This window comes from Pantoea sp. C1E2 (assembly GCF_056491465.1).
Genome location: NZ_JBSZHT010000002.1, coordinates 872,383 through 896,910, shown reverse-complemented (window position 1 = coordinate 896,910; position 24,528 = coordinate 872,383). Strand labels below are relative to the sequence as shown.

The 24,528-nt window shown below is 53.2% G+C and carries 25 protein-coding genes and 1 tRNA gene; 9 read left to right on the top strand and 17 right to left on the bottom strand.

Going from position 1 to position 24,528, the window contains the following annotated elements; genetic code table 11:
• Positions 1-22: 22 nt before the first annotated feature.
• The gene (locus ACXI0A_RS04345; RefSeq protein ID WP_476150197.1) at positions 23-727 is read right to left on the bottom strand and encodes a GNAT family N-acetyltransferase; all 705 of its coding nucleotides are present in this window, start codon (positions 725-727) and stop codon (positions 23-25) included.
• 106 nt (positions 728-833) lie between these two features.
• Between ACXI0A_RS04345 and pdxR (ACXI0A_RS04340) the strand changes: the two genes are divergently transcribed.
• The gene (gene pdxR / locus ACXI0A_RS04340; RefSeq protein WP_476150199.1) at positions 834-2,285 is read left to right on the top strand and encodes a MocR-like pyridoxine biosynthesis transcription factor PdxR; all 1,452 of its coding nucleotides are present in this window, start codon (positions 834-836) and stop codon (positions 2,283-2,285) included.
• Between the two features lie 30 nt (positions 2,286-2,315).
• Here pdxR (ACXI0A_RS04340) and ACXI0A_RS04335 read toward each other — a convergent pair whose 3' ends face one another.
• The 4 genes from ACXI0A_RS04335 to ACXI0A_RS04320 all read right to left on the bottom strand — a co-directional run bounded on the left by ACXI0A_RS04335 (position 2,316) and on the right by ACXI0A_RS04320 (position 6,112).
• Positions 2,316-2,810 carry an RcnB family protein gene (locus ACXI0A_RS04335; RefSeq protein WP_476150200.1) on the bottom strand — a complete coding sequence of 165 codons (495 nt, stop codon included), beginning with the start codon at positions 2,808-2,810 and terminating at the stop codon, positions 2,316-2,318.
• A 158-nt stretch (positions 2,811-2,968) separates the two neighbouring features.
• A complete protein-coding gene (locus tag ACXI0A_RS04330) occupies positions 2,969-4,147 on the bottom strand; it encodes a serine hydrolase (RefSeq protein ID WP_476151161.1) in 1,179 nt (392 codons plus the stop codon).
• A gap of 147 nt (positions 4,148-4,294) precedes the next feature.
• Positions 4,295-5,077, bottom strand: a complete 783-nt coding sequence (locus ACXI0A_RS04325; RefSeq protein ID WP_224932379.1) for a MetQ/NlpA family ABC transporter substrate-binding protein — start codon at positions 5,075-5,077, stop codon at positions 4,295-4,297.
• An 18-nt stretch (positions 5,078-5,095) separates the two neighbouring features.
• The gene (locus tag ACXI0A_RS04320; protein ID WP_476150202.1) at positions 5,096-6,112 is read right to left on the bottom strand and encodes a 2-oxoglutarate and iron-dependent oxygenase domain-containing protein; all 1,017 of its coding nucleotides are present in this window, start codon (positions 6,110-6,112) and stop codon (positions 5,096-5,098) included.
• A gap of 208 nt (positions 6,113-6,320) precedes the next feature.
• Here ACXI0A_RS04320 and ACXI0A_RS04315 point away from each other — a divergent pair, with 208 nt between their 5' ends.
• Positions 6,321-6,998: a UPF0149 family protein gene (locus ACXI0A_RS04315; protein ID WP_476150203.1), complete on the top strand. Its 678-nt coding sequence runs from the start codon at positions 6,321-6,323 to the stop codon at positions 6,996-6,998.
• Between the two features lie 43 nt (positions 6,999-7,041).
• On the opposite strand, the gene ACXI0A_RS04310 is transcribed toward ACXI0A_RS04315, so the two are convergent.
• The 8 genes from ACXI0A_RS04310 to ACXI0A_RS04275 form a co-directional block, all read right to left on the bottom strand.
• Complete coding sequence (locus ACXI0A_RS04310) at positions 7,042-8,091, bottom strand: DUF1176 domain-containing protein (protein ID WP_476150204.1); 1,050 nt, start codon at positions 8,089-8,091, stop codon at positions 7,042-7,044.
• Positions 8,092-8,336: 245 nt separating this feature from the next.
• A complete protein-coding gene (locus tag ACXI0A_RS04305) occupies positions 8,337-8,666 on the bottom strand; it encodes a DUF1493 family protein (protein WP_476150205.1) in 330 nt (109 codons plus the stop codon).
• Positions 8,667-8,960: 294 nt separating this feature from the next.
• Positions 8,961-9,539: a flagellar transcriptional regulator FlhC gene (gene flhC, locus ACXI0A_RS04300; protein ID WP_476150206.1), complete on the bottom strand. Its 579-nt coding sequence runs from the start codon at positions 9,537-9,539 to the stop codon at positions 8,961-8,963.
• A 9-nt stretch (positions 9,540-9,548) separates the two neighbouring features.
• Positions 9,549-9,890 carry a flagellar transcriptional regulator FlhD gene (gene flhD / locus ACXI0A_RS04295; protein ID WP_224932373.1) on the bottom strand — a complete coding sequence of 114 codons (342 nt, stop codon included), beginning with the start codon at positions 9,888-9,890 and terminating at the stop codon, positions 9,549-9,551.
• Positions 9,891-10,201: 311 nt separating this feature from the next.
• The gene (gene fliA, locus ACXI0A_RS04290; RefSeq protein ID WP_476150208.1) at positions 10,202-10,930 is read right to left on the bottom strand and encodes an RNA polymerase sigma factor FliA; all 729 of its coding nucleotides are present in this window, start codon (positions 10,928-10,930) and stop codon (positions 10,202-10,204) included.
• 203 nt (positions 10,931-11,133) lie between these two features.
• Positions 11,134-11,658, bottom strand: coding sequence for a hypothetical protein (locus ACXI0A_RS04285; RefSeq protein WP_224932371.1), 525 nt, complete (start codon positions 11,656-11,658; stop codon positions 11,134-11,136).
• Positions 11,624-12,388 carry a winged helix-turn-helix domain-containing protein gene (locus ACXI0A_RS04280; protein WP_476150210.1) on the bottom strand — a complete coding sequence of 255 codons (765 nt, stop codon included), beginning with the start codon at positions 12,386-12,388 and terminating at the stop codon, positions 11,624-11,626. Before ACXI0A_RS04280 ends, ACXI0A_RS04285 begins: the two co-directional genes overlap by 35 nt.
• 454 nt (positions 12,389-12,842) lie before the next feature.
• Positions 12,843-12,927 (bottom strand) — tRNA-Leu (locus tag ACXI0A_RS04275).
• A gap of 266 nt (positions 12,928-13,193) precedes the next feature.
• On the opposite strand from ACXI0A_RS04275, the gene ACXI0A_RS04270 reads away from it, so the two are divergent.
• Positions 13,194-13,709, top strand: coding sequence for a DUF2501 domain-containing protein (locus ACXI0A_RS04270; RefSeq protein ID WP_476150212.1), 516 nt, complete (start codon positions 13,194-13,196; stop codon positions 13,707-13,709).
• Positions 13,710-13,931: 222 nt separating this feature from the next.
• Here ACXI0A_RS04270 and pdxR (ACXI0A_RS04265) read toward each other — a convergent pair whose 3' ends face one another.
• On the bottom strand, positions 13,932-15,308 hold the full coding sequence (gene pdxR, locus ACXI0A_RS04265; protein ID WP_476150214.1) for a MocR-like pyridoxine biosynthesis transcription factor PdxR: 1,377 nt from the start codon (positions 15,306-15,308) through the stop codon (positions 13,932-13,934).
• Between the two features lie 169 nt (positions 15,309-15,477).
• Between pdxR (ACXI0A_RS04265) and ACXI0A_RS04260 the strand changes: the two genes are divergently transcribed.
• The 5 genes from ACXI0A_RS04260 (at position 15,478) to ACXI0A_RS04240 (ending at position 18,505) form a co-directional block, all read left to right on the top strand.
• On the top strand, positions 15,478-15,918 hold the full coding sequence (locus ACXI0A_RS04260) for a GNAT family N-acetyltransferase (protein ID WP_476150216.1): 441 nt from the start codon (positions 15,478-15,480) through the stop codon (positions 15,916-15,918).
• Positions 15,915-16,520 (top strand): NAD(P)H-dependent oxidoreductase, encoded by a 606-nt coding sequence (locus tag ACXI0A_RS04255; RefSeq protein ID WP_476150217.1) that lies wholly within the window; start codon positions 15,915-15,917, stop codon positions 16,518-16,520. The genes ACXI0A_RS04260 and ACXI0A_RS04255 overlap by 4 nt, the downstream gene beginning before the upstream one ends.
• Positions 16,521-16,534: 14 nt before the next feature.
• Positions 16,535-17,014: a carboxymuconolactone decarboxylase family protein gene (locus ACXI0A_RS04250; protein WP_034826422.1), complete on the top strand. Its 480-nt coding sequence runs from the start codon at positions 16,535-16,537 to the stop codon at positions 17,012-17,014.
• Between the two features lie 95 nt (positions 17,015-17,109).
• Positions 17,110-17,745, top strand: coding sequence for a Mic1 family protein (locus ACXI0A_RS04245; protein ID WP_224932365.1), 636 nt, complete (start codon positions 17,110-17,112; stop codon positions 17,743-17,745).
• An 82-nt stretch (positions 17,746-17,827) separates the two neighbouring features.
• A complete protein-coding gene (locus ACXI0A_RS04240) occupies positions 17,828-18,505 on the top strand; it encodes a MarC family NAAT transporter (protein WP_224932364.1) in 678 nt (225 codons plus the stop codon).
• 30 nt (positions 18,506-18,535) lie between these two features.
• Here the strand turns inward: ACXI0A_RS04240 and ACXI0A_RS04235 are convergent, their stop codons facing one another.
• Genes ACXI0A_RS04235 through ACXI0A_RS04225 form a run of 3 tightly spaced genes read right to left on the bottom strand, consistent with a single transcriptional unit; the run spans position 18,536 to position 22,225 of the window.
• Positions 18,536-19,792, bottom strand: coding sequence for a c-type cytochrome (locus ACXI0A_RS04235; protein WP_476150219.1), 1,257 nt, complete (start codon positions 19,790-19,792; stop codon positions 18,536-18,538).
• A gap of 4 nt (positions 19,793-19,796) precedes the next feature.
• Positions 19,797-21,566: a GMC family oxidoreductase gene (locus tag ACXI0A_RS04230; RefSeq protein WP_100704468.1), complete on the bottom strand. Its 1,770-nt coding sequence runs from the start codon at positions 21,564-21,566 to the stop codon at positions 19,797-19,799.
• Positions 21,567-21,604: 38 nt separating this feature from the next.
• Entirely contained in the window at positions 21,605-22,225 is a 621-nt protein-coding gene (locus ACXI0A_RS04225) for a gluconate 2-dehydrogenase subunit 3 family protein (protein WP_479485188.1), read from the bottom strand.
• Between the two features lie 645 nt (positions 22,226-22,870).
• On the opposite strand from ACXI0A_RS04225, the gene ACXI0A_RS04220 reads away from it, so the two are divergent.
• Positions 22,871-24,442, top strand: coding sequence for an ABC transporter substrate-binding protein (locus ACXI0A_RS04220; protein WP_476150222.1), 1,572 nt, complete (start codon positions 22,871-22,873; stop codon positions 24,440-24,442).
• Positions 24,443-24,528 lie beyond the last annotated feature (86 nt).

Genomic DNA, 24,528 nt, shown 5'->3' with positions numbered 1-24,528 from the left:
CTCGCCCGGCTGTCACATGCCCTTAGCGCAGCGCCTGCAACTTTGCGCGCTGCGTTCCATCCTCATTGAAATTGTCTGCTGCCAGCCAGCGCTCAAAGGCCTGTTTCAACTGCGGCCACTCCCCATCAATAATGGAGAACCAGCAAGTGTCGCGGCTGCGGCCTTTATAGACGATTGCCTGACGAAAAATGCCTTCAAACTGGAAACCCAACCGTAATGCTGCCTGGCGTGAGGACTGATTACAGCTGTCGCATTTCCATTCGTAGCGACGATAGCCCAATTGTTCAATGGCATAACGCATCAGTAAATAGTGCGCTTCCGTTGCCATGCGGGTTTGCTTAAGCAGCGGCGAAAACGCCACATGCCCCACTTCCACCACACCGTGCGTGGTATCGATACGCATCAGCGCCAACGTCCCGACGGCACGCTGACTGTGCAAGTCAATCACCGCGAAATGCATCGGATCGCGACCCTGCTCGATCTTGCTGGCATAGGCCAGATAGGCTTCCTCATCGGTGAAAGGCTCAGCAAACATATAGGTCCAGTCACGCCCGTCACTGGCCTGCGCATAGGCAGCGTAGAGATCGCGGCCATGACGTTCAGCACTGAGTGGTTCCAGTCGGCAATAGTGGCCGGTAAAGGTCTCATAAGCGGGCCAACTGCGCGATTGCCACTCTGGCAGAGGCGCACCTACCGGTTGTCCGTACTGGTTCGTGTATTGCGTCATCGCTCTATTCCCTTGTCAGTGAATGCCTGTTGCACAGCGTGCCAGTTTGCTGGCATGTTAAAAAGCACCACATTCAATGAAATTTATGGATCCACGAACAATCACAATGAATGAGAGTGAATTGCACAGCCTGCTACTGACACCGTTACTCCCAGATGGCACGCATACGCTGCAGCAGCAGCTATTACAGCGCATTAAACAGGCCATTCTGACAGGCGCGATCTCCGCAGGAACGCCTTTGCCCTCAACACGTCAATTGGCTGCCGACCTTAAGGTGTCTCGCAATACGGTAACCGGCGTTTGGGCACAGCTACAGGCTGAAGGCTTTCTGGTTAGCGATCGTCAGGGCAGCCGCATCAGTCCTTTCGCGCAGCAGCCACCCACCTCCCATCACGACGTCAGCGCCAGTGACCTTCTGTTACCACCAAGAGTGGCGCAGCTTCGCTCCAACCACCGGCCCTTAAGCCAGGAGATGGCGCTGCGGCCCGGCGTTCCCGCGCTGGCACACTTCCCGCTGGCTCATTGGCGGCGAACGCTCAATCGCGTGATGCAGCATCAGCCACAGCAACTCCTCGGCTACGGTGATCCGCTCGGCGAGCCTACTCTGCGTGCCGCGCTGGCCCAACATCTGGCACTGGCGCGCGGCGTCCGCTGTTCATCGGAGCAAATCGTCATTACTGAAGGCGCACAGCAAGCCCTAACGCTGTGCGTGTCACTACTAAGCCAGCGCGGCGACATCGGTTGGGTGGAAGAGCCGGGCTATCGCGGAGCAAAAGCCGCCATGCGCCTTGGGGATATGCGCGTTGAGCCTCTTCAGGTGGATGCACAAGGCCTGGCGCCGCAACCCAGTGACTGGCAACAGCGCCCGCCGCGACTGATCTACACCACCCCAACTCATCAATATCCCACAGGCGTGGTGATGAGCGCACCTCGTCGTCTGGCACTTCTCGCCACAGCGCGCCAGCATCAGTCGTGGATTATCGAAGACGACTACGACAGTGATTTCCGCTACAGCGGCGAACCGATCGCTGCGATGCAAGGCATGATGCAGCCATCACCGGTGATTTACGTGGGATCGTTCAGTAAAACGCTGTTTCCGGCACTTCGCATTGGATTTATGGTGCTACCGCCCCAGCTATTGGCGTTGTTACGTCCGGCCTTGCATGAATTACTGCGCGGGGGAAATCGCCCCGAACAGCAAGCGCTGGCCCAGTTTATTAACAGCGGGGATTACAGCCGCCATCTGAGCAAAATGCGCCGTCTCTATCGCCAGCGTCAAACCAGCTTGCGCGAAGCGCTGTTGATAACCCTGGGAGCGCAGACGTCGTTGCTGGGCGGCGAGTGCGGCATGCATCTGGTATTGCGACTTGCGCATGAACAACAAGATACAGAAGTGGTGGAGCGTCTGATGACCAGCGGCTATGCGCCCGGTGCGCTGTCGGGGTTTTATCTGGGAGAGGAGAAACAGCAAGGGTTGGTGCTCGGATACGGCAACAGCAGTACCAGCCAAATCATTGCTGGCGTCGCGCGCATCGCGCAGTGCCTGGACGTGAAGTAGCGGCGGCCTGATAGCCACCGCGACAAAGGATTAACCTTTAAAGAAGATATCGCCTGATTTACCCATCACGATCTTGCCGCTGTCATCGGTGATCAGGATGTAGTTGGCGTTGATATACGCCCAGTGCGTGCCAGGCTGCGGTGCCGGCAGATGGCGCGGCTGCCACTCAACGATGGTGTACTGCTTTTTGCGGTACTCATCAGGCACCACATCACCGACCTTGTACTCTTTGTAGTCGATGATAATGGTGTTCAGGTCGTAGTTATTCTTTCCTACGGGTGCATCCTGCATGCCATTTTGTGATGGACGAATCGGTGCCACATCACCGGAAGATTCGGCCGGTTCATTGCTGGCAGGTGCATCTGCTGCGGGTGCCTGAGTTTGTGCATCAGGCGCAACCTGCTGCACCTGAGGTGGCGGTGGTACGTTATCCGTTTGCTCGCCTTCAGCCAGTGCGGCTGGAGTCAGGCTTAAAGCGCCCAGAAAAATTCCTGCAGAAAGAAGGGTGACGTGTGTCCTGCGCATTGGTGATTTCCACTCTGGTTAATTATTAACTGTCCAATTTACTGACAAGTGCAGCACGCAGAAGGTTCCCCCGGCGCGCTTTGCGCGTCAAATTCGCTGCACAGCATACCTCAGCGAAGGCGTTTTTTGGCGCAGCAAAATTGCAAGCAACCATTTTTTTACTCAGTCTGGTTTTTCTGCGCCAGATCCATCAGCAGGGCAATCCCAAGATAGTTACTCCAGTTAAAGGCATTCTGCAGCACCACAATGGCATTACCATTTTGCTTATCAAATCCGATAAAGCTCGAATAACCGCCAATGTAACCCACCTGGTAAGTGATTTTCTGATCACCATAGGTGTCTGTTACCCAGGCAATATTCTGCGACTGATTGCCATGTTGCTCGTAACCGTGATTGACCTGCGCAAAAGCCGCATTGATCGACGTATTGGCGCCCTCATGCAGGTGCGCATCCAGATAGCGGATGAGATCGCGCGCATTGCTGTAGAGACTGGCGGCCGCCACCATGTTATTGCTGAATGCCCAATCCGGCGTCAGTTCGCCACGCGGGATCAGTTTCGGCTGATCGCCCGCATGCCCCAGCGCGCGCCAGGGGTAACCGCGCAGGCTCTGCGGTTTGAAGCTGCTGCTGGTCATACCCAGCGGCTGAAACAGATTACGTTGCGCCAGGATTTCGATGTCCTGATGCAAACGATGTTTGAGGATATAGCCGAGCAGCGCATAGCCCAGATTAGAATACTGTGCCGCCGGTTTGGCTGGCGCGTCAAAATCAGACAGATAACCCAGCACCGCATCACTGTCCAGATTGCCGTAAAAATTCTCACCGGTGCGTAGATAAGCCATAAATTTCATAAACATCGGCAGATCCATATCCTGGCGCGGCAAGCCAGACGTGTGAGTCACTAACTGCAGCAGCGTGATACGTTTCGCATCCTCACTGAGTGGCACATTCGCGGGGAGTAGCGTCGCCAGCGTATCATTCCAGTGCAACTCACCGCGATCCACCAGCTCAATAATCACTTCCGCCGTCATGCCTTTACTGAGAGAACCAAGCGCAAACAGCGTATCCGGCGTAATCGGATAACGGTGCACCGCATCGGTCACGCCAAAACTGTAAAACTTTGCAGGCTGACGCTGATGGATAATCGCAATGCTGATGCCTGACACCTGCTTCTGCTGCATGTAATGCCGCACGATGTCATCGACGTTTTCATTGAAAGTCGCATGGGAGAGATAGACTTTATCGCCGACCGGCGCAGAAGTTTGTGACAGCGTGCCACAGGCGCTCAATAGCAAACTGGAGCACAACAGCAGCGATCGCGGAATGATGCAGCGCATCACCGATTATTCCTGGTGAAAGTTTTCATAACAATTGATTTATAAGATATTTTTTATTTTTAGCAAAACGTGCGATGGGTGTTTGTGGCGAAATATAACACAGAAGATGAGAATCGCCACCTGCCAGAAACAGGTGGCGAGGCGGGATTATGGGTTCACCGGAATTACCGAACCCTGATAGTGCTGGTTGATAAATTCAGCAGTTTGCTTTGACTCCAGATCTTTGGCTAATTCGAGAACACGTGGATCATGGGCCAGTTTTGGCGTCGTCACCAGCACGTTCGCGTACGGATTATCTTTTGCCTGCTCCAGCGCCAGCGCATCTTTCGATGGCACTAACCCCGCCTGTAACGCGTAGTTGCCGTTAATGATCGCCAGTTGCGCATCATCCAGTGCACGCGGCAGCTGTGGTGCTTCGATTTCAATGATTTTCAGATGATGCGGGTTGTCACTGATATCTGCCGTCGTCACCAGCGAACTGGCGTTGCTGCCCTTGAGCTTAATCAGACTGCTATCCTGCAGCAGATACAGCGCACGGCTGAGGTTGGTGACATTATTAGGAACCGCGACCTGCGCGCCATCAGGCAGATCTTTCAGGGATTTAACTTTATGCGAGTAAATGCCCAACGGCTCAATATGCACCGTCGCCACCACTGCAAATTTCTCTCCCAACGCTTTTTCCTGATCGCGCAAATAAGGCACATGCTGGAAGTAGTTTGCATCCACATCGCCGCGCGCTAACAATTCATTGGCGTTGAGATTGCCGTTGAGCTCAATCACCTTCAGGTCGAGCTTTTTATCGGTTTGTTTGATGTGGTTGAGGATTTCACTGTGCGGCACCGGATCGGCCGCCACGCGCAATGCGGCTGCCGAAGCAGAGGTACTGAATACTGAGAGCAGTACCAGCGTGGCTATCACCTTTTTAGTCATGTGCTTTCCTTACTTTTATTATGATTGAACGGTGTTCTGGGCGTCGGCGTAGTAACGCGCTGCCACGTCGCGATGCGATCGCAAACGCCCTTTGAGATAGTTCCAGCCCACTTCACGCAGCAAGGGGTTGGTGGGATCGCTGGTCGGCCCACGCGCTTCAGCCGCCAGCTGCGGCGGTAATTGATAAAGTGGTACTTCGGCATCCAGCTGAGCACCGAGGAAAAAGGCGATGGAAACACGCTCCTTGTGTGCGGGCGGTGACAGCACGCGATGTACCGTCGCGCGCAGATAACCATTGGTCGCAATCTCCAGCAATTCGCCGATGTTCACCACAAAGGCGCCCGGTTTCGGCAATGCATCCACCCAGTTGCCCGGCGTCACTTCGACCTGTAAGCCGGGCTGCTCATCCTGTAGCAGAAACGTCAGGAAGCCAGAGTCTTTATGCGCGCCAACGCCCTGCTGGCTGGCACCGCTGGACTGACCGGGATAACGGATCAGTTTCACATGTTCGTTGGGATGCGTGCCGTACAGTGCATCAAATGCATCTGGCGGCAGCGACAACGATTTGGCAAACGCACGCAGCAGGCGCAGTGCAATACCGGTCATCGCCTGCTGCCAGGCGTGGATCACCGGCCTGAGTTGCGGCAGCGCCTCTGGCCATAGATTTGGCCCCTGCAGACGCTTCCATGCGGGATCGCCCGTTTGTAACGCTAACGCCACACGCTCAGCGCCAATATCAAACTGCTCACGCTGGTCGCGTTGCTCGCGGGTATATTCCACGCCAGCCCGGTTATAGCCGCGGAAGTGCGGCGAGTGGATCATCGAAACGCGCTGCTTCTCCTCATCCGGCAGGGAAAAAAACGCCTGCGTGATGCTCTGTACGTTCTGCAGCAGCTGTGGATTGATGCCATGATTGATCAGGTAGAAAAAACCGACATCGCGTGCCGTGGTGCGCAGTTCGGCGAGATAAGGCGACTGGTCAGCATCCGGGAGTTCCAGCAGTGCCAAATCCAGCACCGGCAATGTTTCCGCCATACAATTTTGTCCTTAATGCAGTAAAGTTCTGCGTTTACGCTGCCACTGGCGTTCCATTCCAGCCAATACTGTTGCGCAATATGTTATGGCGAATGATTTTTAGGAATGCTTCAGCAATCGATATGCAAAAAGCGGTAAATCCGTGCCGCTTCCCGCTATAATCGCGCCGTCAAAATTTTGCCTACCCGCACCGCACAGGAGATGCCGTATGAACCAAGGCCCGTTAACCGAGAAAGAACTGAACTGGCTGGAAGATATGCTGGAGAAATACGGCAATGAACAGTCGGTGGTGGATACCTCCGAGCTGGACGGCATGCTGACGGCACTGCTCTCCGGCCCGAACGATATCGAACCGAGTGAGTGGCTGGTGGCGCTGTGGGGTGACAAAAAGCACATTCCAAAATGGGCCAACGAGCGTGAAATGGATCGCTTTATGGCGCTGATTTTCCAGCACTTCAATGATATTGCTGAGCGTCTGGCTGAATTTCCGGAGCAGTTTGATCCTCTGTTTGGCATGCAGGAGATGGAAGGTCAGGAGTTCACTGTGGTGGAAGACTGGTGTTATGGCTATCAGCGCGGCGTGGCGTTAGATGCGGATTGGGATCAACTGCCAGAAAGCCTGCAACCGGCGATGGCCGCCATCACGCTGCACGGCAGTGAAGCGCAGCTGGCAAAGCGTGAAGCCTTCTCGCCAGAGGAATTTGAGGCCAGCATTGACGCCATTCGCCCGGCGGCGCTGGAGTTGCATGAATACTGGCAGGAACAGCGCATGGCACAGCCCGATCCGGAACCCCAACTGCCGCACTTCGCGGGTGAGAAAACCGGCCGTAACGACCCCTGCCCGTGTGGTAGTGGTAAGAAGTACAAACAGTGTTGCGGTAAATAACGCGAAATAATGAGAGGGGCGCGCCAGAGCACGCCCCGTCATCTCAGGATGCAGGCTTTACATCCGTGACCAGCGTCGGCAATTGCCATGCACCGCCAGCGCGAATCGCCCGGCACATACCGGTGGTGGCATCACTGCTCTGCACGAAATCTTTGCCATCCCATACCCAGGCTGCGGTGCTCCAGCAGTCGCCAATGCCACGCCCTTTCTGCGCCTCGGAAATCACCCCTTCGCTGTAATCTGAACCGGAATCGGTGATCAGCTGCGGTTTACCCTGCAACGCACGATCCATTAGCCAATAGCCATAGCCTTCGTTATAGGCCCCGCGCCAGCACAGCGCGGCAATCAGCACATGCGCGTCATCCACTGGCGTTAACGTGAGCGGCTCAGCGCCCTCTTCGGGTTGATCATCGGTAGGATCCAGATTATCGCAGCTGTCGTCATCGGTCAGCGAAGCAATCAGCTTCGGCTTGAGCAACGTCAGTTCATCGGCACTCAACGGACGCGGCGCGGCTTTTTCAACGTTGACCTGATGAATCACCGGCATTGCGACCGCCGCAGGCACACTGTTTTCAGACTTATTGCCTTTGCGCACCAGCGCGCCAGGCGTACTGAGACGGCCCTGCGCATCGTCCATCTTCAGCAGTGTGGCAAAGGCGCCATTACTGGAAAGCTCGAACGGCTCTTCGCCGCCGCGAAACTCCACTTTGCCACTGCCTTTGATGGCATTAATCAGCGCCAGCGTTTGCGCATCGGTCAGCGTCCACTCATCGTTCTCGGCTTTGGTGACCTCGCCCTGCGCGTGATCATCAATCCACAGCGCCAGTGCATCCACTTGCTTAGAATCATCATCGCCAGTATCAGCCAGCACCACGCGTCCATGGGTCGCTGCATTGGGCCCGCCCTCACGCGTGAGCAGGACTGAACCACCAGCGCCCTCTTCAGCGCTGTAACCCGCCGCGCGGCAGGTTAAGGTATTGTCGCAGGCGAGTTCCCAGTCTTTATGGCTGAAGGAGACGCCATCTTCATCTGCCAGTAAGGGCCCGCTCAAACTGGTGAGCAGCGCGAACGCCAGCAGCAATCGGGTTTTCATGCCATCACTCCGTAACGGTAAAGGTGGCTAGTGTGATGATTTTTAGTGCGCGGGAGAAGTGAATTTTTTGCGCTGATATCCGATCGACAGCGATGCCACAATTTGCTGGCGGATACGGCACCGATTGCCTTTCGTCAGCAGAATAGCGGCGACTATACAATCCCCCGCGTTAACACTGAAAGATTCGTTAGCGGAAGGAGAAAGTGGTTTTGCCGTGCATGTGAAGTGATCGCGCGGCGTTGGCATTACTCATAAAGCCAACGCCCTACTTTGGCGGATTCAATCAGCATACCCAGGGTAAAGTCCGGTACCACCGGGACTTCTCGCTTATTGAAGGGATTCAGGATCTGCGCCAGTGACGGTTCGTCCGGATAGTAGGTATCAATCAAAAAACCGCTGCGTTCTACCGCGAATTCAATGAAAAACTCGTCCATTAACGCCTGCGCTTCTTCACGCTCGAAGTTAAGATCGGTATCGATATCGATCTGTGGCGTCAGTGTTTTTTGTTTAAACAGATAGACGCCGTCGTAGCGACGCACTAATTCGTAGATACGCTGGTCGATTTCGTCGGTCATCACCTACCCTCCTGCTAAACGAGCGGCTATTCTGCCATGCAATCGCATCTGCCAGGTAGCGTAAAAGATTGCGCGGTGCCGCTACGCTACCTACTCCGCCAATGTTCAGCAGTTTGATAGATTGAAACAGCACGGTCATTTGGCTGTTCGCCAACATAAATTCGCAAAATACAGTATATATAACAACTATATATCCAAAAACACCTAACACGATTGCTTCATGTATTATTGATAGCCCGCGCCAAACTGACCGCGGGTGTATGACTTTCTTGTCACCATAATAGGACTGGCGCCTCAGGCAATGACCGGCATAAAAGCGGCGGCGGCCTGAATATGCCGTTGATTAACGTGGTCAACCTGAGATTTTTTACTGGCGCGTGCGGGTGGGTTGCACAAACTGCAGGTAAAGGGTTTTTTGATGTTCTCGGTGATGACCACATATCCTCCATGGCAGATCCGGCACGCTTTACGGGAAATAATGCCGCACTCAACAAAGCGAATTAATGTCCAGGCGCGCGTCAGACTTAATTTAGGCTTCACATGACTCTGGCCGCAACACTGTTCCAGATAGAGCCGATAGGTTTTCATCAATACGTTAATCGGCGGGCTATTTTCCGTCGCTTTCAAATACAGATAAATGTTGTAAAACATCGACGAGTGAATATTCTGCTCCCACGACATAAACCAATCTTCGGAAAAGGGCAGCATGCCTTTTGGCGGCGGACATCCTCGTAACTCCTTATACAAACGTAATAATCTTCGTCGACTTAGGGATGTCTCAGACTCTAGAACTTGCATACGTGCACCAAGAGAAATCAACTCTATGGCGATATGATTGTCATGCACTTCCTGCAATAAATTTCTTTGATACATCTCGCCACCTTAATCCACAGCCACAGGCTCTTTATTGAGTGAATTAAGTAAATCCGTCGACAAGATAATGCCTGTGTGAATTTTCTGTAGTGCCTCAATCCTCGAATCTTTAGTGAGATTCTCAATCAAGACTTCATCATCTATGCGCAAGCGGCAAATGAATTGATTGGTCGAGGCCAGTTTCAACAATTGGGGTAACGTCAGAGCCTTGAGATTCTCGGTAGTAGCCTCCGATAAGCCAAGGCGAAAACCTGCCGCAAACTTATCCTGTCGAATTAATTGTTGCGCCAGCAAAAGGTAAGATAAATTCATATCGTGGATATGCTGAAGATACTCATCAAAGTCAGACATTGATAACACCTTATTTTATCGTGCAAAGCAGAAGTTATTAAGAAATGAATATCCATTCCCCATGTGATGCTGATAATCGTGAGGTCGTAGAGTGAACGTCTATGTTACCATCGAGCATCTTAACAACCGACGATTGAGCCGCATTCAGCAATGGAAAAATGATATCCATCAGAATTTCCCGTAACAATACGCCAGAAAAACCTCGAATCAGGAACCAACCATAACCCAATGATTATTAAAAACAATAATGTTATTAATTCTTATTAATTATCAATATTGTCCTTTAACAGCTTGACAGGTGCTTCATCACTTCATATTGCTCCATCATAATCCATTCGACTGCGCAAACGTTTTATTGCCAGACTGTGAAGCTGACTCACTCGTGTCTCCGTAATGTCAAGAATCAGGGCAATTTCGCGCATGTTGAGATCATAGTGATAATAAAAATACAAGATGCGCCTCTCCCGATCAGGAATATAGCGTATGTAGTCAGCAATACGCTCCATCAAATCCCCCTGAATTGAGTGATGCAGGGGATTTAGCAAGGTATGTTCTTCATCAACCTGTTCCCACAGATCGGCATAATGCTCTTGCAATTCATCCATCGAATACAGTTGGCTGTAATTATTATCTGCCAGCATCTGCTGAAAATCCCGCAGTGATACGCCCATTCGATTGGCAATATCCCTTTCACTTGCACTCGCGCCCTGCTCCTGTTCCATTATTTGGATAACAGCAGATATTTCACGAGAATGGGTTCTGACGCGACGCGGCACCCAATCACGTTCTCGTAGTTCATCGATCAACGCCCAGCGCACGCGTTGTGTAATCCAGGTACTGAGCGTGAAGCCTTTCTTCGCATCATAACTGTCAACAGCAGCAATAAATCCGATTGACCCTGCCTGAATGAGATCATCGAACTCTACGCTAGCCGGTAATCTTTTTTGCAGGCGTAATACCTCCTGCCGCACCAGATAATGGTATGTTAGCCATAATTCGTTTTTATCATTCAGACCGGATGCGGTATATAATCCATCCATATTGCCACCCATCTGATAGTTTTGTTATTGATTATCAACTGAGCGTTATGATTTATATAGCGCAATAAGGTTTTAGGAACTGTGCTATTTGAACTCTTTAATTAGCTAATGAGTGATGCGTTAAAATGATTCTCAGTGCGTATTTTCTTTTGCCGTTTGCCCATCCAGAACAGTTGTTAACAGCACTGCGCTAAACAACATGGCTATCTGATGCAGACATTACGCGCCACGCTCTCTGTGCCAGAGGCCAGCACGCGGCCATTAAACAGATAGAGGGCAATCACACTCACATCGCCTGCCTGCCAATGCGGGAAGACATACTTTTGTATGTCCTCATCGCGGCTTTTATCACCCAGGCCACGGCTGTGTTGTGTGACGGTGATTTTAAGCAGGTTGTGGTTAAACTCGCCGTTAAACCACACCGCACGATGAATCGGGATGACTGGCGCAATCAGTTGACCGTCTCTAAAACGAGAAAGCGTGCCGAGATAGCTGAGATGGCCCTGGCTGAAGCCATCGCGATAGCTGCGGTAAATTCCCTGCGTCAGCACCCATTCACGCTCACTTTTGATGTCATAAAATGCCAGCGGAAACAGGCACTGGGACTGCTGTGTGGTGACGGTCAGCCAGCGACCGATTACGGCAGCAAACGCCAGTACAAAGCAGCCGATAAACAGCCAGAGCTGCGGGGATTTAATTGACGCGAAAATAGAACGACTCGCACGCATTGTTCGCTTCCTCAAAGGGTTGTTGGCACGCAATTACACCCTGATGCTGCGGATTGTTGGCTGAATTGAGAGTGACATACAGCACGCTGGCCGCAGGTTTATCCGGGTTCGTCTCCAGTACATAACGGCGATAAGTGCGCAGCGTGGCTTCGATTAAGGCGTGCTGAGTTTGGTGTCCTTTCGGCACCCAGACGCTGCTGCCAACAGGGATGGCCGGGCCTTGCCAGCTGACAAAATCAATTGGTTTTGGCGTAAGAAGAAAAAAGTGTTGTACCAGCAAAGCCACCAGATACCCGGCGGTGATTCCCGCGATGGTGATGCCTGATGCGCGCCGCCACTCCAACGTGCCACGAACAGGTGACGAAAGGGGCATCGGCAGTGGGACGGGGTGTTTGACAACATGCGGCGTATTAATGATTAAGCGATAACCACTCCGTGAGACGGCCAGCAAGCTAACCTGTTGATCCAGCTCCAGCGACAGCAATGCGCGGCGCAGTTTGTTAATCATCACGCGCACGCTGTTATCAGTGGCGGCATAACCGGCACAGCGCCAGCCAATCTCCATTAGTTGTTCATGCGTTAGCACTTCGCCTTGCGCCTCCGCCAGTGCATACAGGCAGCGTGCAGCACTGGCGGGTAGCGTCACGGACATATCATCCAGCGTACGGTTCAGGATGCGCGTACGTCGATCTAATCTGGCCGCCTGACCAAGCAAGATTGTATGGGGCATAGAGATGTCGTCTATCAATTGGGGTAAGAGCGGGTCGGTTGTTAATGTTATGTTTGCGCTAACCGATCCCATTTTTTGCGGCTCAAGAGTGCCAGATTTTCAGCGCATTCCCGCGTTTATTTTTCCGAAAATCACCCAAAACCCACTTAATCATTAAGGTTATTTGTTTGATCTATCCCGTGTGAGCTACAGGGTTATTTTTTATCGATAATTAACAAGGCCAATGAGCGATTCACGTTAGTTGTTCAGGTAATAATGATTAGTATTTTTCATCGGTAGGCGGCACGATTGTGCCAGCGGTGACAGTGTTGAGTCATCAGAGGACCGTGGGGTATTGAGTGCGGTGAGGATTATGTTTTTGAAATGGATATTGCTATTGATTATGAAGGGGTTATAGCTGAATTTCAGGCACAAAAAAAGCCGCTCGTAAGCGACTTAATTTTGCATCAATCGATGGTGCCGAAGGTCGGACTCGAACCGACATGTATCTCTACGGTTGATTTTGAATCAACTGCGTCTACCGATTTCGCCACTTCGGCACTGAAGAGGATGCGGAAAACGTTGGCGATTATACCGTTACGCGCAGAGTGCGCAACACTAATCGACAGGGCTGTGCGCTAAGCGTTGAAAAAACCAGCACTTCGCCGTTTATGAGGGGCAAACACGGCAGCGCGAGTGCCTTTCAGGCGCTTTCTTGTGCAGATTCCAGAACATTCCCAAACTCCCACCACTTCGGAACTTTCTGTGCTTACGCCTCTCTTAACCAAAACTGACAGCGTCAGATGTATAAAACAAAGAGGTTGAGATGAACAAAGCAACACAACGCATCATTTTGGGATTGGGTATCGCGGCGGCACTGGCAGCAGGAAGTGCATCGGCGGCGAGCTGGCAGGATCAGCTGAGTAGCGCAGCATCACAGCTGTCTCAGCAGAACAGCGGCTCTACCACCTCCAGCAACACGCAGAACGGCGGTCTGTCGCTCTCTTCGCTGAGCGGTTTACTGAATGGCGGTGACAAAGCGGTCAGCTCCAACAGCATGACCAACGCCGCAGGCGTGATGTCTTACTGCGTGCAGCATAACGTGGTGGATAACAACGTCTCATCGGTCAAGGATCAGGTACTGAGCAAGCTCGGTCTGAGCAGCCCTGCCGCGCAAGAACAGAAAACCGATTACCAGCAGGGTCTGCAAGGTTTGCTGAACACCGGCAACGGTCAGCAGCTGAACCTGCAGAGCCTGAGCAATTCGCCTATGGGTGAGAAAGTGAAGACTAAAGCCTGTGACGTGGTGCTGAAGCAGGGCAAGAAGTATATCGGCATGTAATTACCACCCTACTTCGGGTTGCAGGTGCGTTAATGGCTTTCTTTCCCCCGCATTGAAACACATCGGGTGTCTCTCGATCGCCGCAGTTCTGCAACCGGCAGGATGATGGGTGAAGTGACCGTGAATAAGGCGCGAGCTGTCCCTCGCGTCTTATTCAGTATTGATGGGGAGCGCAATAAATTGCGCCGCTACGGCCCATCAGCCAATCAGCCAATCAGCCAATCAACTCATCAACACTTTAGTTTCTTCAACCACCCTCTCCAGCACATCCACCGCCTGCTCAAACGATTGAATATTGGTGTAGCCAATCACCAGCCCGTAGCGTTTCTGGGTTTGCGTGTACCAGCCAGAAAGCGGTAACACCCGCAACTGATGACGCTGCCAGATCTCCGCCAGCGCTACATCCTGAATACCTCGCCGCAGGAACGCGACGATATGCATACCGCCGTCAGTGAGTTCAAATTCAAACAGCTGCGGGAAACAGTGTTGTAGCGCATCCAGCATCATGCGGCGGCGCTGCTGATACAGAATGCGCATCTTCTTAATATGGCGATAGAAGTGCCCTTCATTAAGAAATTGCGCGAGAATCTTTTGCGGTAACAACGGCATACCGGTTTCGAGTATTTCACCCAGCTCGCTGAAGCGTTCGATGGTCTGTTGCGGCATCACCAGATAGCCCACGCGCATCGCAGGCATCATGGTTTTACTGAAGGTGCCGGTGTAGATCACCCGATCGTGCACATCCAGGCTTTTCAGGGCGGGAATCACTTTGCGCGTGTAGTGAAACTCGCCGTCGTAATCGTCTTCAATAATCCAGCTGCTATTTTGCTGTGCCCACTCCAGTAACTGATGCTTACGAGGCAGCGATAGCGTCACTGCAAGCGGGCTCTGATGCGTTGGCGTCACCACCGCAAAGCGTGCGTCTGAGTGATAACGCTGCAGGAAATCCACGTCGAGACCTTCACGATCCACCGGCACATAGTGCAGATTCGGTGCGATGCGCTTCAGCAGTTTCTGACCAAAGAAATAACCCGGATCTTCAAACAATACTTTGTCGTGAGGATGGGCCAGTACTGAAAGGATCAACCGCAGGTTGGCGCGATAACCGGTGGTGATAAAAATCTGCTCTGGTTGGCAGTTCAGTCCGCGCGAAATATTGAGGTAGCTGGCAATCGCCTCACGCAGTGGCTGGTATCCCATGATGGCGGGCATGATCATTTCATCAGGCCGCAACGTGCGCGCCGCCTTTCCTGAGATCAGCAGCCATTTCTTATGCGGAAATTCATCCAGCGCGGGAATGCCCAGTCGCAGCTCGCCTTTGCTTTCAATCACCGGATGTTCCAGCCGCATGGAAGGTGGCGCAGTGGAGATAACAGCAGCTTCACCAAGATTGAGCGCAGGGTTCACGCGCGTACCCTTCGCTCCCTGGCTGACAAAGTACCCTTCTCCAATCAGGATCTCGTAGGCCGCCTCCACAGTTTTGCGCGCCACCTGCAGTTCACTGGCTAACACGCGGATCGCGGGCACCCGATCGCCCGGCTTTAAGCGCCCTTCCAGGATCTGCTGGCGATAGCGAGCGTAAATTTCTTTGTAGCCCATCTGTCTTCCTTCATCACGATGAGGTGTACATGAATTTGCCCCCGCAAAGTGAGAGCACCACTCAGCAACATAATCATGTCCTACCTGTTTTCCATCATATTGACCCTTTTCCCTTCGACATAGAAGTTTAAGATGCTCCCATCAACCCGATAATCCTTCACAGGCCGCCATGAAGATTGTTCATTACCAAACACCCACCGAACTGGCGCGCTGCTATGCGTTGATGCGCGAACTGCGTTTCAAGCTGACGGATGAAGATGCCTTTGTTGCGCAGGCGCTGCGCCAGCAAGCACAGGGCTATCGACTGGCGGGCTTCGAACAGGATGGCAAACCAGTGGCGCTGGCGGGCTATCGCCTGCTGGAGAACTTTATTCATGGCCGCTTTTGCTACATCGATGATTTGGTGACCTGCGACAACGCTCGCAGTCAGGGTTTAGGAGCAGCTTTACTGCACGGCCTGGCGCAGCAAGCACGAGATCAAGGCTGCGGGCGCATCGTGCTCGACACCGCACTAAGCAATCAACGAGCACAACAATTTTATCAACGCGTTGGTTACCACGCGTTGGGACTGCACTTTTATCGCGATCTCGCTGAGGGAGAAAATTTATGAAACTGCTGCACATTCAGGTCAGCCCGGATCTGGCTGGATCGGCCTCACGTAGCGCCTCGGCGCGTTTGGTGGAGAAACTTCGCGCCCAGCATCTCAATGTGGAAGAGACGGTACTGGATCTGGCGCAGCATCCGTTGCCACACCTGGATGCCTTCACCATTGGCGCGTTCTTTACTCGCCCGGAGGATCGTAACGATGCACAACGTGCTGCCATTCAGACTTCCGAAAAAATGGTGGATCAGCTGTTCGCCTGCGACACCCTGGTTATCTCATCGCCAATGTGGAACCTCGGTTTGCCGTCGGTGCTGAAAGCCTGGTTCGACCATATCACCCGCGCCGGACGCACCTTCGCCTTTACCCCGGAAGGCACCAAAGTCGGTCTGGTGAGCGGCAAGAAGGTGTACAGCGTGGTCGCCAGCGGCAGCGTGTTTGCCCACGGCCCGTTTGTGCAGGATGACCAGTTCACGCCTTACATCCGCGTGGCACTCGAATACATCGGCATCACCGATGTGGAATTTATCCGCGTGGACGGCACGCACGATCCCGTCAGCCGCGAAACCGCATTACCCCAGGCTCTGCAAGCCATTGACCGCTTATTTTGAATGAGGAAAACATCATGACTTCACGCGTTAACCATTTTAAAACCGCGCCAGCACTGGCCAAATCCATGTCCGATTTCTCTAACACCGTGGCGAACACCGCACTCGAGAAGTCACTGAAGCACTTAATCGATATCCGCGCTTCACAGCTCAATCACTGTGCCTTCTGCCTCGACATGCATGTGAAGCAGGCGAAAATTGATGGCGAGCGCGAACTGCGTCTGCACCACGTTTCTATCTGGCGTGAATCTCCGCTGTTCAGCGCACGTGAGAAAGTCGCTTTTGCTCTGACCGAAGCGCTGACCCGCATTGGTGAACACGGTGTGGATGAAGCGCTGTACGGTGAAGTGCGTGAACACTTCTCTGAAGGCGAAATCAGTGAGCTGACCTTCAAGATTGCTGCCATCAATACCTGGAACCGCCTGATGATTCTGTCACAGATGGCACCGGGGGCACTGGACAGCGCTTACGGCCTGGATCGTGCTGATTTGCGTTAATTTTTACCGCCAGTAGCGCGTGCTGCTGGCGTTGTCATGTTCATCTGCGCTGCCTGACGCTATAGTGAGATTTTGCACCACACAGGACAGCGCGCATGAAAGGCATCAATATTGCGATTTACTTCGATCCCGACCTGATTCACATCAGCGTTCATCAACAGGATGACAGCTATCTCAGCCACCACTTCAGCTACGATGACAGCGTGATTGAAGAGATTTACCAGTGGCTGGAGCAGTTCACGCCTAATCGCACCCACATTTGCCTGATTGAGCACGATACTGCCGATATCCTTGCCGATGAGCTGGTCGATAATGGCTATCACGTCCATCAGGTGACGCAGCACGATCTCCTGAACTGGTTTGCCAGCGAGCCTCCCGCAGAACCCGATGGTTCGCCAGTGCGCGCACTGCTGCGCTATCTGGAAAACGAAAATCCGTCTGAATATCAGTCTCGCACCCCGCAAATCGAAGCCTTGATGGATATGCTGGATGAGCTGGACGATCTGGAAGGCGTGGATGAAGTCGAGGATGAGGATAACCTGCCGGATGACGTGCTGCGTTTGATGAAGCAGAAGAAAATCACCGCCAACGAAGCCGCAGAGCGTTTACTGCCCGACGTCAATGAACGCATTCGCGAGCACCTGATAAGCTACCCAGAGCTGATGACGCCCGAGCTGCTGGAAGATTTCTTCCCGGAGCTGCTGGAAGCGTTAGAGACGCCAAAACATTGATGCATTTTGCACAAGCGCGCTAAATCGTGCCGCGACGCACCTTTAAAGCGCGTCGCGGTGCCATTGGAACTCGGGGAAAACCATGCTGGAACTGTTTAAAGCCATCGGGCTGGGATTGGTGGTGCTGTTGCCACTGGCCAACCCGCTGACCACGGTGGCGCTGTTTCTCGGACTGGCGGGAGACATGAATTTCCAGGAACGCAATCGCCAGGCCATGCAGGCTTCGATCTACGTGTTTCTGATTATGATGGTGGCGTGGTACGCCGGGAATGCGGTGCTGCACACCTTCGGTATTTCGATTCCGGGCCTGCGCATGGCGGGTGGATTGATCGTCGCCTTTATCGGTTTTCGCATGCTGTTTCCGGCGAAACCCGTCGGCCATTCTGTCGAAGCCCGGCATAAAAAGGATGAAATCGACGCCACGGATACACAAAGTGAATCGGTGAATATCGCCTTTGTGCCGCTGGCGATGCCCAGCACGGCAGGTCCAGGTACTATCGCGATGATCATCAGTTCGGCTTCCACCGTAAAAGCGGGCGTCGATTTTCCCAACTGGGTGGTGAACGTGGCGCCGGTGCTGACCTTCTTATCGGTGGCTGTGATTTTGTGGATTTCGCTGCGCAGTTCTGGCGCCATTATGAAGCTGGTCGGTAAAGGCGGTATTGAAGCGATTTCGCGGTTGATGGGCTTCTTGCTGGTGTGTATGGGCGTGCAGTTTTTGATTAACGGCGTGTTAGAAGTGGTACGGACTTTTCATTAAAGAAAGTGCGGCCCGAAGGCCGCACCCGATTTACTCTGCTTTCAACGTCTTGCGTACATCAGCGACCTGATCTTTGGTCACCGCTGACGCATTGTTGCTCCATCCCTGACGGATAAAGGTCGCCAGCTGCGCCACCTCATCATCCGTCAAACGCTTGCCAAAGCCCGGCATCGCCAGTGTGGACGGCGCTTTCTCGGTCGATGGCTGCTGCGCACCGGCAAGAATGGTGTGGATCAAACCAGTAGGATCGTTGGCATTCACAATGGTGGCCTGATCCAGCTCCGGGAAGATCCCTGGCGCGCCTTTACCGGTCACAAAGTGACAGGCACCGCAGTTATCGATATACAGACGCTCGCCTTCCGTCAGATTTTTCGCTGCGGTTAGTTTCGCTTCCGTTGCCTGCTGCTTCTGCACGTTGTACGCCTGCAGCGGCGGGTTGCCACCAATGAACTTCAGGTATGAAGCAATGGCTTTCAGATCGGCATCCGTCATGTGCGAGCTGGAGTGCTCAATCACTGACTTCATCTCACCGCCCACGGCGGCTTTGTCGTTACGACCGGTTTGCAGGTAATCGACGATCTCCTGCTCGCTCCAGCGCGGCAAACCACGCAGCGACGGCACATCCCAGTTATTCAGGCTGCCACCAGCAAGGAACTTATCGTCACCGCTATCCAGCGCTTTCTCGTTCATGCCGAGGCCGCGTGGCGTATGGCAGGAGCCGCAGTGACCGAGGCTTTCCACGATGTAAGCACCGCGATTCACTTCTTCAGACGCGCCGCCAATCGGCTGGAACGGCTTATCAGAGGTGAATGCCCAGTTCCAGAAACGCATGCCCCAGCGCTGGCTGAACGGGAAGCTCAGTTTGGTCTCTTCCGGCTGCTCGCTGCTTGGCTTCACACCCTTCATGAAGTAGACATACAGCGCGTGCATGTCCTCATCGCTGATTTTGGCGTAATCCGGGTACGGCATTGCCGGGTAAAGACGTGAACCGTCCGGCAACACGCCTTTGCGCACCGCATCAGAGAACTGCTGCTCGCTGTAGTTGCCGATGCCGTGCTCTTTGTCCGGCGTGATGTTGGTGGAGAAGATGGTGCCGAGATTCGACTCAATCGCCAGACCACCCGCGTAATCCGCTTTGCCCGACACGGTATGGCACGCCATACAGTCGCCGAGACGTGACAGATATTCACCCTGCTTAATCAGCGCGGCGTCATCTTCCGCGTGTGCCTGTACCGCAAAGCTTCCCAGCAGCACGGCGTTAGCGATTAACAATGATTTTAATTTCATGTGCTTATGCCTGTACCAATGGACCTGGGTTTTTCAGATAGTGTTCTTTGATCGCCTGCGCCGCCATCAGGGTAATCGCGCCGATGGTATCGGTCGGGTTCGCCTGGAAGTTTTGCGGGAAGGCGTTACCGCCCGGTACAAACACGTTATGCACATCCCAGCTCTGCAGGTACTTGTTCAGCGCAGACGTTCTTGGGTTATCGCCCATCACCGCGCCGCCCACGTTGTGGGTGGAGACGTATTTGGTGAGGTCAAAGTCCGCGCCCATCGGCAGGAAGCTCATGCTCATGTTGTCTGGGTTCAGTTCTTTGGCGATATTGCCAACGATGCCTTTCAGATGCTGCTGCAGCTTAAGTTCGTTCTCTTTCCAGTTGAACGTCATACGCAACAGCGGCTGGCCACGATGGTCGGTGTAGTGCGGATCCAGATCCAGATAGATATCGCGATACGACTGGCAGGTGGTCGTGATGCTGATCTTCATGGAATGGTTGTACCACTCTTCCAGACCCTCTTTGTAACCCATGCCCCAGGCTGGCGTGCCTTTTGGCAGTGCTGCGGCCATTGGCGTACCGGTGGCTTGCGAGCTGTGGATCTTCGCGCCGCCGAGGAAGCCGAGGCCTGGGCCATCGAAGTTGCCTGGTGAGATGTCGTTGAACATCTGGCCGGTGGCGCCTGCGGTGGCGTAGGAGTTGAAGTTCTTGTCTTTAAAGAACAGGGTCGCGCCGCCGTTGGACAGGAACGCATAGTTACGGCCTACCACACCCTCTTCAGTGATCGGGTTATACGGCTTGCCGATACCGGACAGCAGCATCAAACGCACGTTGTATAGCTGGAAGCTGGACAGCACCACGATTTTGGCCGGCTGGAACACTTCGTTGCCATCCACATCGTAGTAGATCACGCCTTTCGCGGTCTTCTGGTCATCATGCAGTACCACTTTCACCACTTCCGCGTGCACTTCATAAGAGAAGTTCGGCATACGCTTTAGTGAATCCATTACCGCAGTTTGCGGCGAGGCTTTGGAGTAGTTCAGGCACGGATATTTCGAGCAGTAACCGCAATAGTTACAAGGCGCGATCTGGTTGCCGTACGGGTTTTTCCACGCGCGGGATACGCACGCAGAAGGGTTCGGGAACGGGTGATAACCGAGCTTGGTTGCCGCTTCTTTGAACATGACGTTGTTCAGCGTGTCTTCCAGCGCGGGCAGCGGATAAGGCTCAGAACGTGGACCTTCAAACGGGTCACCGCCTTCCAGAATCTGACCGCGCAGGTTGCCGGTGTTACCCGACTGACCGCAGATCAGTTCAAACTTGTAGTAATACGGCTCGATCTCTTCCCAGGTGAACGGGAAGTCCATCACGCGCATATCTTCCTGCAACACGCCTGGCTTGTACGCCTCATCGACGTAAGTCTTCAGCTTGATATCCGTTGGCGTTGGACGAATCAGTACCGCCGTCCAGTGCATACCTGCGCCGCCGACACCGGTACCCGGAGCGAACGCGCCCCATTTACGGGTCGGCAGTGCAGTCTGGTTCATGTTGTAACGCACGGTGACCGCCACTTCTTTCGGTGTGGCGAACACTTTATTACGGACGTTATAAGCGTATTCATCAGCCGGTTTCGGGTAAGCGAAATCCGGGTAATCACGCTCGCCACCGCGCTCTAACGCACGCACTTCCAGCCCGGCCATTGCCAACTCGATGCTCATCAACGAGCCGGCCCAGCCGAGGCCGCAAACGACGACGTCGACTTCTTTCTTTGTAATCTGTGCCATGTTAAATCCTGTCTCACATACCAAATACGGGGGTGGGCTTACGCGCGCTCACCCAGGAGGCTGACCGGTCCCAGCGGGTACGGCACGTTGTGCTGTTTCACCCATTCGGTGAAGCTGGCGCGTGCGCCTGGGAAGCCGATGGCGATCCAGGCTTTCATGCCTTTGTTGCCGCCGTACATCGGGTCAGCGAGGTAGCCGTGTTTGGTATCTGCAAGCAGTTGACCAAAGAACTGTGAGGCTTTCAGGTTGGGTTCGCCCAGTGCGGCAAAGTCGATACCGTCGTTTTTGTTCACTTTGGTCAGCACAGCATCTTTCTCTTCCAGCGTCAGTTCATGGAATGACTTCTGGTAAGTGCTCTGCGTCCACTGTTCCACCAGCTTGATACCGGCCTGATAGATCTGTTGTGGTGTGAAGGGAATTTGATAACCCATGGTCGCTGGCGCATGCACATCAAACGGACCCTGCATGTAAATTTCGCCACCGAATTCAGGGCTATGGAGTTGCTGATCGATAAAGATCGGCACGTTTGTTTCCAGTGCACCAGGCGCTTTGCCCTTACCACCCGCCGGAATCAGACGATCGGTCGCGGCCAGAATAAACTGCCACTCCTCAGCGCTGAAAAAGATCGGTTTGTAATCGGCGAGTTCCGGTGCTGCCATTTCCGCAGCTTGCGCCGCAGTTAATCCCTTAAATACCAGGTCGCTTAATGGCAAAGCCAATAACGACCCAAAGCAAAAACTTACGTCTGGTGGTCGGTTTATTTAGAAGCATGGCGCGACGACTCTCACTTGCTAAGAAAGATAATTATTTTTGTTAATGGCTTTATAAATCGGTAAATAACCTGGCAATCTTAGGGATATAGATATTTCTGAATGTAAAAATCAGTATATGGATATGTTTTGATGAGAAACCATCATGATGTTGAATTTAGGTTAAGGGCAGGTAAAGGGCTTTCGAGGCGGGAATTGGACTTTTAACCGTACAAATGCTGTGTTTTTAGCAATTCATGATGGGCAAACGACCAAAAATGATCGCACTTAGAAATAATCGCCCAATTCAATCGATAAAAATAAATCATACTTCCATACAAGAGAATTATTCTCATTAATAACATTTTATTTACTTAATTGACCAGTACATGAACGATCTATTTCCTGGAAATGACAGGCGGCGCACAAAATAAGCGAAATAATCGCCAGATGTTATCATTTGTTAATTTCCGGCACAGCTCAGAACAAACTGGCATTTTGCCTGAGCGGCAGCAGCGATAGAGTCGATTAATCTATCACTCAGGATAATAATAAATGCGTTCATTGATTTTGTTCCTCGCCTTGTGGGGCAGCGCGTTTGCGTTGCAGGCCGCCACGCCGAAAGACACGTTAGTGGTTGCCGTACCGCTGGATGGCATCATCAGTTTTGATCCCGCCGAAAGTTTTGAAACCGTCAGCAACAGCGTGCAGCGCAATATCTACCAAACGCTGGTGCAGGCCGAACGCGATACGCCACAGAAACTGGCTCCGTTGCTGGCGACATCCTGGCAAAGTGGCAGTACGCCGCACAGCCTGGTGTTTAACCTTAAACCGGGTGCCCGCTTCTCCAGCGGCAATGCGGTGACGCCGCAGGATGTGATTTTCTCACTGACGCGTGCTGTGCAGTTGAACAAAGCCCCCTCTTTCATTCTCGCCGAGTTTGGCTGGACCACGGCAAACATCGCCAGCCAGTTCAAAGTACTGAATGACCATCAGCTGGAGATTCAGTGGCCCGCGCAGATTGGTCAGGATCTGGCGCTGCGTCTGCTCACCGCGCCAGTGGCCTCGGTGGTGGATAGCAAAACCGTGCAGCAGCATGCGGTGAATAACGATCTGGGTAATGGCTGGCTGCACACCCATACGGCAGGCAGCGGCGCGTTCACTATCCAGCAGTATGTGCCGCAGCAGGCGCTGGTGCTGAGCGCCAACCCACAAGCCAATCCGCAGCCACACCTGAAGCGTATATTGCTGAAAGGTGTCGCCGATGCCGGTGCGCGTCGCCTGCTGATCCAACAAGGTGATGTGGATGTGGCTTATCAGCTCGGTCCAGACCAGATTGATGCACTGAAAAGTGATAAAAACCTGCACATTGCGGCGTTCCCTTCGAGCCTGGTGTATTACCTTGGCTTCAATACGCAGAACAAAGCGCAGCCCGCATTGGGTAATCCGGCTCTGTGGGAAGCGGCGCGCTGGTTGGTGGATTATCAGTCCATCTCACAAGATTTGCTGAAAGGTCAGTACCGCATTCATCAAAGCTTCCTGCCGCAGGGCTTTGACGGCGCGCTGGAGGACAAACCGTTCCACTACGATGTGGCCAAAGCCAAAGCGATATTGGCCAAAGGCGGGATTAAACCGGGCAGCAAGTTTGCGCTGACGGTGATCAATCAGCCGCCGTACATTGATGTCGCCCAAGCGCTGCAGGCCAGCTTTGCCAAAGCGGATGTGCAGATTGAGTTGCAGCCGGTGGCGGAATCCGAGCTGTGGAGCAAGATGCGCGGCCGCGATTTCCAGTCGATCTTTATCTACTGGGGTGCGGATTACGTTGACCCGAATACCAATGCCAGCGCCTTTGCTTACAACGTGCCGGGCGGCTCAAAAACGCTGGCGTGGCGTGTCGGCTGGGAGATCCCTGAACTTAGCGCCAAGACACGTGCCGCAGCGGGCGAAAGTGATGCCGCCAAACGCCGCGCGCTTTACACCGACCTGCAAAATACTGTGCAGCAGAATTCCCCGTTTGTGGTGATGCTGCAGGGCGCGCAGCAGGTGGCGGTGCGGAACAACGTCAATCATGTGCAGCAAGGGATTGGTGTGAGTTTGCTGTTCTTTGATGTGGTGCAGAAGCAGTAAATCCTGTTGATGGGGGAATGGCTTCCCCCATCAACACTTTCAGTACAATCTTCATCCTTCCCCTCGCATCGCTTGCTATTCTTTCT